Source organism: Roseomonas sp. 18066 (assembly GCF_902706185.1).
Classification (GTDB): Bacteria; Pseudomonadota; Alphaproteobacteria; order Acetobacterales; family Acetobacteraceae; genus Pseudoroseomonas.
In genome coordinates, this window is sequence record NZ_CACSJM010000052.1 from 26,228 (window position 1) to 37,350 (window position 11,123).

At 71.3% G+C, this 11,123-nt stretch carries 9 protein-coding genes; 1 reads left to right on the forward strand and 8 read right to left on the reverse strand.

The genetic code is table 11. The features are described from left to right. Nucleotides 1–32: 32 nt before the first annotated feature. The 8 genes from hfq to dusB all read right to left on the reverse strand — a co-directional run bounded on the left by hfq (nt 33) and on the right by dusB (nt 9,652). Nucleotides 33–386: an RNA chaperone Hfq gene (hfq, locus tag GVN67_RS12720; RefSeq protein WP_159996436.1), complete on the reverse strand. Its 354-nt coding sequence runs from the start codon at nt 384–386 to the stop codon at nt 33–35. A gap of 121 nt (nt 387–507) precedes the next feature. Next, a complete protein-coding gene (locus GVN67_RS12725) occupies nt 508–1,182 on the reverse strand; it encodes an HAD family hydrolase (protein ID WP_159996438.1) in 675 nt (224 codons plus the stop codon). Continuing rightward, nucleotides 1,179–2,051: a D-amino-acid transaminase gene (locus tag GVN67_RS12730; RefSeq protein WP_159996440.1), complete on the reverse strand. Its 873-nt coding sequence runs from the start codon at nt 2,049–2,051 to the stop codon at nt 1,179–1,181. Before GVN67_RS12730 ends, GVN67_RS12725 begins: the two co-directional genes overlap by 4 nt. 127 nt (nt 2,052–2,178) lie before the next feature. Continuing rightward, nucleotides 2,179–3,579 (reverse strand): sigma-54 dependent transcriptional regulator, encoded by a 1,401-nt coding sequence (locus GVN67_RS12735; protein WP_159996442.1) that lies wholly within the window; start codon nt 3,577–3,579, stop codon nt 2,179–2,181. Beyond that, complete coding sequence (locus GVN67_RS12740) at nt 3,569–5,929, reverse strand: PAS domain-containing sensor histidine kinase (RefSeq protein ID WP_235035272.1); 2,361 nt, start codon at nt 5,927–5,929, stop codon at nt 3,569–3,571. Before GVN67_RS12740 ends, GVN67_RS12735 begins: the two co-directional genes overlap by 11 nt. A gap of 38 nt (nt 5,930–5,967) precedes the next feature. Then, nucleotides 5,968–7,407: a nitrogen regulation protein NR(I) gene (gene ntrC, locus GVN67_RS12745; RefSeq protein ID WP_159996444.1), complete on the reverse strand. Its 1,440-nt coding sequence runs from the start codon at nt 7,405–7,407 to the stop codon at nt 5,968–5,970. After that, a complete protein-coding gene (locus GVN67_RS12750; RefSeq protein WP_159996446.1) occupies nt 7,404–8,552 on the reverse strand; it encodes a nitrogen regulation protein NR(II) in 1,149 nt (382 codons plus the stop codon). The genes ntrC and GVN67_RS12750 overlap by 4 nt, the downstream gene beginning before the upstream one ends. Then, nucleotides 8,549–9,652, reverse strand: coding sequence for a tRNA dihydrouridine synthase DusB (dusB, locus tag GVN67_RS12755; protein ID WP_159996448.1), 1,104 nt, complete (start codon nt 9,650–9,652; stop codon nt 8,549–8,551). The genes GVN67_RS12750 and dusB overlap by 4 nt, the downstream gene beginning before the upstream one ends. Before the next feature lie 134 nt (nt 9,653–9,786). Between dusB and GVN67_RS12760 the strand changes: the two genes are divergently transcribed. Continuing rightward, nucleotides 9,787–10,941: a bifunctional 2-C-methyl-D-erythritol 4-phosphate cytidylyltransferase/2-C-methyl-D-erythritol 2,4-cyclodiphosphate synthase gene (locus GVN67_RS12760; protein ID WP_159996450.1), complete on the forward strand. Its 1,155-nt coding sequence runs from the start codon at nt 9,787–9,789 to the stop codon at nt 10,939–10,941. The last annotated feature ends 182 nt before the right edge of the window (nt 10,942–11,123 follow it).

The following is an 11,123-nucleotide window of genomic DNA, read 5'->3' on the forward strand; positions in this document are numbered from 1 at the left end:
CAAGCGTCGGCTTGCCGCGGCCCGTGCCGTTGTCAGTCGGAGGAGCCGACAGGGTTGACCTCGCGTTGCAGTGTCATGGTGCCTTCGCGCGTCACGGAGACGGTGCCGGCACCCGCGCCAGTTCCCTGGGCAGGGGCGGCGCCGGCGCCAGCCGCGGCGGCATCGAACAGCATGATCGGCGCGCCCGGCATGACGGTGCTGATGGCGTGCTTGTAGACCAGCTGGGTGTGCCCGTCCCGGCGAAGCAGGACGGAGAAATTGTCAAACCAGGTAATGATACCCTGCAGCTTGACGCCATTGACCAAAAAGATGGTCACGGGAGTTTTGCTTTTGCGAACATGATTCAGGAACACGTCCTGCACGTTCTGGGACTTCTCGGCGGCCATGAGGCTCGGTCCTTCTTTTTCTTGGCGAGCCAGCGTTTTTGTGCCGACCGGCTTCAGGGTCCGGGCAGCGGGCAGGGCTTCGCCCCGGCGTGCGGGGCTGCCCGCCGGTTCGCCCGCAAGATCACGCAGGCGGGGGGGTCTTGGCAAGGCCGTGCAGGCAGGCTGCCAGCGCATGGCCGTCCGCGAATGCCGCATCCTTGGCCACTGAGGCCGCCCCGCCGTCATGGGATGCATCACCAAGCAGCACAGCGCTGCAGCCGGCGGCGCGGGCGGCCTGCATGTCGACGCCGGTGTCGCCGACGAACCAGACATCGGGGCCCGGTTCGACGCCGAGCTGCCGCAGCGCCATCAGCACCGGATCGGCGGCGGGCTTGTCGGCGGCGGCATCCCCTGCCCCCACCAGCGCGCCGAAGCGCTCCGTCCAGCCGAGATGCGCGGCCTCCGCGCGCAGGATCGCGCCCTGCTTGTTGGAGACGACGGCGAGCGGGAAGGCGCGCGCCGCGTCCAGCGCCTCGAGCGTGCCGGGCATCAGCGTCAGCACGTCGAGGTGGCGGGCGCGGACCTCGGCGTAGAACAGGGTGCGGGCGCGTTCCCAATCCTCGCCGAAGATCGCCGGGAAGGCGTCCTTCAGCGACAGGCGGGCGCGCGCCCTCACCTCCTCGATGGTCCATTCCGGCAGGCCGAAGCCGCGCAGCGCCGCGTTCATCCCCGCCTGCACGCCGGCCCAGGCATCGACCAGGGTGTTGTCCCAGTCCCAGAGGATGGCGGTCGGGCGCGGCAGCAGGGGCAGGCTCACGCCGCGTTCCGGGCCGGGCCCTTCACGTGGCGGGCGAAGATCTCGAAGAGCTGGCGGGTGATCGGGCCGGGCCTGCCGTCGCCCACGGGCGCGCCGTCGATCTTCAGGATCGGCTTCACGAAGGAGGTGGCCGAGGTGATGAAGGCCTCGCGCGCCTGCTTCAGGTCCTCGAGCGTGTAGTCGCGCTCGTCCCAGGCGATGCCGGCCTGCCTGAGCTCGGCCATCAGCGCGCCGCGGGTGCAGCCGGGCAGGATGGCGTGCGACAGGGCGCGGGTGCGGATGGCGCCCGCGGCGTCGACGATCCAGAAGCTGGTGGCCGCACCCTCGGTGATGGTGCCGGTGGCTTCCTCGTAGAGGATGGCCTCGATGGCGCCCTGCTCGCGCGCGGCCTGGCGGGCGAGCACGTTGGGCAGCAGGTTGACGCTCTTGATGTCGCGGCGGGCCCAGCGCAGGTCGGGCAGCGTGATGGCGGCGCCGCCCCAGTTCTCGATGCTGGCCGGATAGGGGTTGATGCGCTTGACGGTGATGACCAGCGCCGGCGGCACGGGCTTGGCGGGGAACGGGTGGTCGCGGCGGGCGACGCCGCGGGTCACCTGCATGTAGAGCAGGCCTTCGGTGACGCGGTTGCGGCGGGCGACTTCCAGCAGCACGGTGGACAGCGCCGCGCGGGTCAGCGGCATGGGCAGGCGGATTTCGCGCAGCGAGCGCTCGAGGCGGTCGAGGTGGCGGTCCTCGTCGATGAAGCGGCCGTTGTAGAGGTGGACAACCTCGTAGATGCCATCGCCGAACTGGTAGCCGCGGTCTTCGACATTCACGCTGGCGTCGCGTTGCGGGACGTAGCGGCCGTTCACATAGGCGATGCGGGACATGCCCTGGTCTCTCGTGCTGGTGGTGAGTGGCCGGCAGGTTCGCCCCGAAGCGCTGCCGCGGCAATGGCCCCGTGGACAAAAATAGAAGGGTGCTCGGGGGGATACCTCCCCCCGACCTTCCTTGTCTTTATGCCGGGGTCGCCTTGTCCTCGGCCTGCACGCCCAGGAACTTCAGCTTGCGATGGAGCGCCGAGCGTTCCATGCCGACGAAGTTGGCGGTGCGGCTGATATTGCCGCCGAAGCGCAGCAGCTGGGCCTCGAGGTATTGCCGCTCGAACAGCTCGCGGGCTTCGCGCAGCGGCAGGGTCATGATTTCGCTCGACCGGTCGAGCTTCAGCGCGGCGGGCGCGGCGGAGCCCACTTCCGGCGGCAGCATCTCGGGGCGGATCGGCTCGCCGGCGCCGCCGGGGGCCATGATCAGCAGCCAGTCGACCAGGTTGCGCAGCTGGCGGACGTTACCGGGCCAGTCATAGGCCTGCATGGCGGCGAGGACGTCTTCCGACAGCTCGCGGGCCGGCACGCCGGAGGTCTCGGCCGAGCGGGCCATGAAGTGCCGCGCCAGGACGGGGACGTCCTCGCGCCGCTCGCGCAGCGCGGGCACGCGCAGCGGCACCACGGCCAGGCGGTAGAAAAGATCCTCGCGGAAGCGGCCGCCGGCGATCTCGGCGGCCAGGTCGCGGTTGGTGGTGGCGATGACGCGGACATCGACCTTGACGCGGGTCGCGCCGCCGACGCGCTCGAAGCCCTGCTCCTGCAGGGCGCGGACGATCTTTCCCTGGGTTTCCAGGGGCATGTCGGCCACTTCGTCGAGCAGCAGGGTGCCGCCATGGGCGCGTTCCAGCACGCCGGCGCGGCGTGGCGCGGCCTGCGGGTCGGCGCCGGCCTCGACGCCGAACAGCTCCTCCTCGAAGCGGGCCGGGTTCAGCGTGGCGCAGTTCAGCGCGACGAAGGGCTCGGCGGCGCGGCGCGACTTCGCATGGATCATGCGGGCCGCGACCTCCTTGCCGGCGCCGGCGGGGCCGGCGATCAGCACGCGGGACCCGGTCGGCGCCACCCGCTCGATGGCGCCGCGCAGCTGGGCGATTTGCGGCGAGGCGCCGAGCAGCTCGGTCTCGGCGCCAGCGCGCAGCTTGAGCTCGCTGACCTCCCGCTTCAGGCGGGCGGCTTCGAGGGCGCGCTCGGCGATCAGCAGCAGGCGGTCGGACTTGAACGGCTTCTCGATGAAGTCGTAGGCGCCCTGCTGGATCGCCTGCACCGCCGTCTCGATGGTGCCGTGGCCGGAGATCATCACCACCGGCACGGAAGGGTCGTCGCGCTGCATCGCCTCGAGGATGCCGAGCCCGTCGAGGCGGGAATTCTGCAGCCAGATGTCGAGGATGACGAGGTTCGGCCGCCGCGCGCGGAAGGCGGTCAGCGCCACATCGGAATTCTGCGCGACCCGCGTGTCGTAGCCTTCATCCGACAGGATGCCCTCGATCAGCGCGCGGATGTCCGGTTCGTCGTCGACGATCAGGATATCATGCGCCATGCCGCTGCATCTCCGTTCTACCAGTCACGTCGGTTCCCGCATGCGGGCCCGTGTTGTTGGCCGTTGCCGCGCTGCGTCGCGGCAGGACCAGGGCTGCCCGGGTGCCGCGGCCGGGATGACCATCGGCCGCTTCCCGCTCGGTCAGCAACAGCCTGCCCCCGTGGTCCTCCATGATCTTCTTCACGATGGCAAGACCAAGGCCGGTCCCTTTCGGCTTGTGCGTCACATACGGTTCTGTGAGGCGCTCGCGCTCCTCGCCCTGCGGCAGGCCTATTCCATTGTCCTCGACGGCCAGCGTCACCCAGTCCCCGGCCTCCTCGACGGACAGCGTGATACGGCCCGGCTCCTGGTTCTCCGGCGGCTGGCCCGGGGCGCCATCGGGGGTGCCATCGGGGGTGCCATCGGGCCCCTCGCCCGCCTCGGCCTGCAGCCGCATGACCACCGCGTCGGCGGCATTGGCCAGCAGGTTGGTCAGCGCCTGGCCGATCAGCCGGCGGTCGCAGGGGATGCGCGGCGCGGCCTCGGGGATGCGGGTGGAGAAGCCGATATCGGGATGCGCGTTCTGCTGCAGGATCAGCGCCTCGCGCGCAATCTGGTCGATCGGCTCGGGGCGGATCACCGGCTGCGGCATGCGGGCGAAGGCGCTGAACTCGTCGACCATGCGGCCGATATCGCCGACCTGGCGGACGATGGTGTCGGTGCAGGCGACGAAGGTCTCGGGGTCGTTGGTGATCTGCTTCAGATAGCGCCGCTTCAGCCGCTCGGCGGAGAGCTGGATCGGCGTCAGCGGGTTCTTGATCTCATGCGCGATGCGCCGCGCCACATCGGCCCAGGCCGCCTTACGCTGGGCGGAGAGCAGCTCGGTGATGTCGTCGAAGGTGATGACAAAGCCGACCACCTGGCCGCGCTGCAGCTCGGCGCCGATCTGCGCCAGCAGGGTGCGGCGCTCGCTGGCCGGGCCTATGCGGATTTCCGCCGTGCGGGTGCGCTCCGGCTGCGCCAGCGCCTGCTCCAGCAGGGCAGCGAACTCGGGCGCGACCTCGGCCAGCGGCTGGCCGAGGCCTGCCTCGAGCTCAAGGCCCAGCAGCTCGCTGGCGGAGCGGTTGGGCAGGTTGATGCGCGCCTCGGCGTCCAGTCCGATGACGCCGGCGGAGACGCCGGACAGCACCGTCTCGGTGAAGCGGCGGCGCTCGTCGATCTGGCGATAGGCCTCCATCAGCTCGCTGCGCTGGGCGGCCAGCTGGTTGGTCATGCGGTTGAAGGCGCGGGACAGGGTGCCGACCTCATCCTCGGCGCCGCCCTCGGCGACCCGGACGGACAGGTCGCCGCTGCGCACCCGCTCGGCGGCGACGATCAGCCGCGACAGGGGCCGCGCGATCTGGTTGGCGATGACCAGGCCGATCAGCACGGCGGCCATCAGCACCAGCAGCGCCGCGATCGCGAAGATCATGGCGAAGGTGACCTGCAGCCCGCCGCGGTTGCGGTCCAGCTCGTCATATTGCTGGAAGGCGAGCTCGGTGCGGCGCATGTGCTCGATGACGCCGGGATCGACCGGGCGGCCGATCAGCAGGAACAGGCCCTGGCCGATATCGAGCTCGACGAGGGCGCGCACCCGGCCCTCCTCCGACTCGCCGGGCAGCACGGCGACCTCGCCATTGCGGGCCAGCTCCATCGACCAGGCCGGCAGCGGGTCCAGCACGGTGGTCGTGGTCAGGCCGGCATGGCTGATGACGCGGTTCAGCACCGGCTCGAAGACCACCGAATCCGTCAGCCCGCGCAGCGCCGTGTGCGTCGCCAGGATCTGGGCGAACGCATATTGGTTCTCATCCAGCAGCCGCCCCGCCCGGTTGAGGTCGGCGGCCATGGCCAGCGCATCGGCGCGGATGGTGTTGCGGTGCTCGTCCAGATAGGCGCGGGAGGCGACGAGGCTGGCCTCCAGCGTGTCGCGCACGCGGTCGCTGAACCAGGCCTGGATGCCGAGGTTGAAGAAGATGGCGGCGAAGATGGCGACCAGCAGCGCCGGCACCACGGCCACCACGCTGAACAGCATGACCAGCCGCACATGCAGCCGCGAGCCCGCCGAGCCACGCCGTCGCTCGGCCCAGACGCGCACCAGCCGCGCCGTCAGCGAGACCAGCAGCAGCAGCAGGAAGGCGGCGTTGACCAGCACCATGGCCACCACCTGCCCCGGCTTGGTCGGCCCGAAGGGGCTGCCGCCGGACAGCAGGGTGAAGGTGCCGATGCCCAGCAGCAGGGCGCCGACCGCCAGCGCCAGGGTCATGGCGCGGCCGAGCAGCGCGTCCAGCACCCGCCGGGCGAGCGAGGGCCTCTCCGTGCCCGGCGCGTCCAGATCGGCGCGGCCCTCGCCGCGGGCGGCGGCCGGGCGTTTCACGACAGGCCGCGCACCACCGGCAGATCCAGCTCCCGGATCTTCTTGCGCAGCGTGTTGCGGTTCAGCCCGAGCATGGCGGCGGCCTTGATCTGGTTGCCGCGGGTCGCGGCCAGCGCCAGGCGCAGCAGCGGCCGCTCGACCTCGGCCAGCACCCGTTCATACAGGTCGCGCACCGGCAGCCCGTCCTTCTGGGCGGCGACGAAGCTGGACAGGTGGCGTTCCACCGCCTGCTCCAGCGTCTCCGAGGCGCGGGCCTCCATCTCGGCCACCGGCTCGGCCTCGGCCAGCTCGGCGCCGACCGCGTCGCCGCCGATCACCTCCTGCGGGTAGAGCGCGGCCAGCCGCCGCATCAGGTTCTCCAGCTCGCGCGCATTGCCGGGCCAGGAATGCTGGCGCAGCCGGTCGACGGCGCCCTGGTCCAGCTGCTTGCCCGGCAGGCCGGCGGCCTTGGCGCGATCCAGGAAGTGCCGCGCCAGCAGCGGAATGTCTTCCGCCCGCTCGCGCAAGGGCGGCAGCCGGATCGGCACCACGTTCAATCGGTAAAAAAGGTCCTCGCGGAACATGCCCTGGCGGATCGCCTGGCGCAGGTCGCGATGGGTGGCTGCGACGATGCGGACATTCGCCTTGATCGGGTTGCGGCCGCCGACCGTGGTGAACTCGCCCTCCTGCAGCACGCGCAGCAGGCGGGTCTGCGCCTCGGGCGGCATGTCGCCGATCTCGTCGAGGAACAGCGTGCCGCCGGCCGCCTGCTCGAAGCGGCCGACGCCGCGCGACAGCGCGCCGGTGAAGGCGCCGCGCTCATGGCCGAACAGCTCGCTCTCGATCAGCTCGCGCGGGATGGCGGCCATGTTGATGGCCACAAACGGCCCGGTGCGGCGGCGGCCATAATCGTGCAGCGCGCGGCTGACCAGCTCCTTGCCGGTGCCGCTCTCGCCGGTGATCATCACCGTCAGGTCGGTCGTCGTCAGCCGGGCGACGGTGCGGTAGATCTCCTGCATCGCCGTCGAGCGGCCGATCAGCGGCAGGCGCTCGGTCTCGCCCTCGTCCTCCTGCGGGACGGCGACGGCCGGCGCGGTCAAAGCGCGGGCGACGACGGCCAGCAGCTCCTTCAGGTCGAAGGGCTTGGGCATGTATTCGAAGGCGCCGCGCTGCGCCGCCTTGACCGCGGTCATGAAGGTCGACTGCGCCGACATCACCACGACGCGCAGCTCCGGCCGCACCCGCTTGATGCGCGGCACCAGGTCCAGGCCGTTCTCGTCCGGCATGATCACGTCGGTGATCACCAGGTCGCCGATGCCCTCCTCCACCCAGCGCCAGAGCGTGGCGGCGGAGGAGGTGGCGCGCACGGTGTAGCCGGCGCGCCCCAGCGCCTGGGACAGCACGGTGCGAATGGCCCGATCGTCATCGGCCACGAGGATGGTGCGGGTCTCGGTCATGCGTCTCGTGTCTTGCGCGGGGCGGGGGTGTCGGCGGGCGGCATCGGCAGGGACAGGCGGAAGGTGGTCCGCCCGGGGCGGGTGTCGCATTCGATCAGGCTGCCCTGGTCGGCCACCAGCTTGGCCACCAGCGCCAGGCCCAGGCCCTGGCCGCCGCGCTTGGTGGTGACGAAGGGCTCCCACAGGGTGGAGGCGACCTCCTCGGGGATGCCGGGGCCGTTGTCGCGCACGCTGACCTGCAGCGGCAGGTGCACCCGCTCACGCGAGCCCGGCACGGCGATGCGCACCCCGTGGTGATAGGCGGTCGACAGGTGGATCTCGCCGCCCTGCGGGTCGACCGCCTCGGCGGCGTTCTTCACCAGGTTCAGCAGGATCTGCACCAGCAGGTCGCGGTTGGCGAAGACCGGCGGCAGCGAGGGGTCGTAATCCTCGACGATGCGCAGGTGGCTGGCGAAGCCGCGCGCGGCGATGCGGCGGACATGGTCCAGCACCTCGTGGATATTGACCGCGGCGCGCTCCACCGGGCGCTCGGAGAACATCTCGAAGCGCTCGACCAGGTTGCGGATGCGGTCCGCCTCGTCCTGGATCAGGGTGCAGAGCTCGCGGTCATCCTCGCTGGCCGACTGCTCCAGCAGCTGCGCCGCGCCGCGGATGCCCGACAGCGGGTTCTTCACCTCATGCGCCAGCATCGCCGCCATCGCCGAGGCGCCGCGCGCGGCGCCGCGGAAGTTCAGCTGGCGGTCCAGCTTCTGCGCCTTGCTGCCATCCTGCAGCGTCAGCACCACGGCGCCCGACAGCTCCGGCAGCGGCGCGCCATGCGCGGTGACGCCGGTGCGGTGCAGCCGCGGGCTGTCCAGCGTCAGGTCATGGTCGGAGACCGGCGCATCCAGCGAGCGCACCTGGTCGACCAGGGCGAACAGCCGGCTGTCCGGCGGGATCAGCTCGCCCAGCCCCATCTGCGCCAGATTGGCCGAGGACAACTGGAAAAACTGCTCGGCGGCGGGGTTGGCGAAGCGGAAGCGGTTGCCGGCATCCAGCAGCACCACCGGCACCGGCAAGGCGGCCAGCAGGGCGACCTGATCCGGCAGGGCCGGGCTGCCCTCCAGGCCGCGCATCGGCCGGCGCGAGGCGATGGGGGTATTCATGCGGCGAGCTGGTCTCCCTCGGCCTCGCCGGCCTCGCGGAAGGAGTCGCGCACCGCCTCGACCCCCTGCTCGATCAGCGGCAGGTAGAATTCGGCGAGCAGGGCCAGGGCGGCCTCGGGCGTCTCGGCGCGGTTGACCGCCACGCGGAACTCGGCCGAGCCGGGCAGGCCCTTGGAATACCAGGCCAGGTGCTTGCGGGCGAGCCGCACGCCCGGATGCAGCCCGTGATGCTCCAGCATGGAATGGTAGTGCTGCAGCAGCACCTGGTACTGCGTCGCCAGGTCCGGCTCCGGCAGGTCTTCCCCGGTGGTCAGATAGGCGGCGGTGCGGGCCAGCACCCAGGGGCGGCCATAGCAGCCGCGGCCGATCATCACCCCGTCGGCGCCCGACTGGCGCAGCGCCTCGGCGGCGTGCTCCGGCGTCAGGATGTCGCCATTGACGATGACCGGCAGGCCGATCGCCGCCTTCACCTTGGCGACGAAGGCCCAGTCGGCGGTGCCGGTGTAGAGCATCTGCCGGGTGCGGCCATGCACGGTGATCAGCTGGATGCCGCATTCCTCGGCGATCTTCGACAGCCGCGGCGCGTTCAGGCTGTTGTGATCCCAGCCCATGCGCATCTTCAGCGTCACCGGCACCGACACCGCCTTGACCACGGCCTCCAGGATGCGGGCGGCGCCGATCTCGTCGCGCATCAGCGCGCTGCCGGCCTGCTGGCCGATCGCCACCTTCTTCACCGGGCAACCGAAGTTGATGTCGACGATGGCCGCCCCCTGGTCCACCACCAGCTTCGCCGCCTCGGCCATCACGGCCGGGTCGCAGCCGGCCAGCTGCACGCTGGTCGGGCCGCCGAAGCCGTCCACCTCGGCCATCTTCCGGGTCTGCCTGTTCTCCCGCACCATGGCCTGGCTGGCGATCATCTCGCTGACCACCATCGGCGCCTGCAATTCGCGGCACAGCCGGCGGAAGGGCAGGTCGGAGACGCCCGACATCGGCGCCAGGATCACCGGCGCCTCGATGCGGATCGGCCCGACCATGATCGGCCGCAGCCGCGGCGGCGCAGCCGGGGGGAGTGCCGTGGGATTGCTGGGGTCGATGCTCATGATTTGGGCAATCTAGTCGCTGCGGCCCGCCGCGTCCATGCGCAACCGCCCAGCCATGCGGCACGGCCGGCCCGCGCCCGGCGCAGAGCCCTGCCCCCTGTCGCGCGGCGCCCGGCCCGGATAGGGTCCGCGCCATGCCCGTGATCGCCCTTCTGATGGCCGCCGGCCGCGGCCAGCGCTTCGGCGCCGACCGGCCGAAGCAATATCTGCCGCTGCTCGGCCGCCCCGTGCTGCGCCACGCCGCCGAGGCCCTGCTGGCCGACGGCGCCGTCGATTTTCTTCTCCCTGTCGTCCCCGCCGGCGAGGCGGAGACAGTGGAAAAGATCCTGGCCGGCCTGCCCTGCCTGCCCGCGGTCGAGGGCGGCTCCACCCGCCAGGCCAGCGTCCGCGCCGGCCTCGAGGCGCTCGCCACCCTGGCCGAGCCCCCTGCCCTGGTGCTCGTCCATGACGGCGCCCGCCCGATCCTGCCGCGCGGCACGATTCCCGCCCTTCTGGCCGCCCTGGAAACCTACCCCGGCGCCATCCCCGCCCAGCCGGTCAGCGACACGCTGAAGCTCGGCCGCGACGGCGCCATTGAAAAAACAGTGCCGCGCGAAAACCTCTACCGCGCCCAGACGCCCCAGGCCTTCCGCTTCGGCCCCCTGCTGGACGCGCACCGCGCCGCCGGGCAAGAGGCCACCGACGACGCCGCCCTGCTGGAAGCGGCCGGCCTGCCCGTCGCCCTGCTGCCCGGTTCGGAGACCAACCTCAAAGTGACCTATCCGGAAGACCTGTCCCGCGCCGAGGCCGCCCTGCTGCCCCGCTATCTGCCCGCCATGGGCACCGGCTTCGACGTCCACCGCCTGGTGGAAGGCCGCCCCCTCGTCCTCTGCGGCGTGACCATCCCGCACCCGCTGGGCCTGGACGGCCATTCCGACGCCGATGTCGGGCTGCACGCGCTCTGCGACGCCATCTACGGCGCGTTGGCCGAGGGCGATATCGGCCGCCACTTCCCGCCCAGCGAGGCCGAATGGAAGGACGCCGACAGCGCCCGCTTCCTGCGCCACGCCGCCAGCCGGGTGGCCGCCCGCGGCGCCATCCTGACCCATGTCGACGTTACGCTGATCTGCGAGAAGCCCAAGATCACCCCGCACGCGGAGGCCATGCGCGCCCGCCTGGCGGAGCTGCTGGGGATCCCGGTGACGCGGGTCTCGGTGAAGGCGACGACGACGGAGAAGCTGGGGTTCACCGGGCGGGGCGAAGGTATCGCGGCGCAGGCAGCGGCGTCGTTGCTGGTGCCTTCAGAGTAATCATTCGAAGAGAAGGCAGCGGCAGGCCAGGGGAATGAATTCCCCTGGACCCCTTGTAACTTGGCGCCATCGCGCTCGGTCGTTGCTAGAGTGTCCGGAGCGGTGGCGGAGCGTAGCCCGGAACCCCTTGGGGCGATCGAGCCCGTAAAGAAGCGAGGGTCACGCTCCGTCGTTCCATCGAA

Coding starts and splice junctions, on each gene's coding strand:
- hfq (WP_159996436.1), bottom strand. CDS start 386: ATGGCCGCCGAGAAGTCCCAGAACGTGCAGGACGTGTTCCTGAATCAT.
- GVN67_RS12730 (WP_159996440.1), bottom strand. CDS start 2,051: ATGTCCCGCATCGCCTATGTGAACGGCCGCTACGTCCCGCAACGCGAC.
- GVN67_RS12735 (WP_159996442.1), bottom strand. CDS start 3,579: ATGGCGCATGATATCCTGATCGTCGACGACGAACCGGACATCCGCGCG.
- ntrC (WP_159996444.1), bottom strand. CDS start 7,407: ATGACCGAGACCCGCACCATCCTCGTGGCCGATGACGATCGGGCCATT.
- GVN67_RS12750 (WP_159996446.1), bottom strand. CDS start 8,552: ATGAATACCCCCATCGCCTCGCGCCGGCCGATGCGCGGCCTGGAGGGC.
- dusB (WP_159996448.1), bottom strand. CDS start 9,652: ATGAGCATCGACCCCAGCAATCCCACGGCACTCCCCCCGGCTGCGCCG.
- GVN67_RS12760 (WP_159996450.1), top strand. CDS start 9,787: ATGCCCGTGATCGCCCTTCTGATGGCCGCCGGCCGCGGCCAGCGCTTC.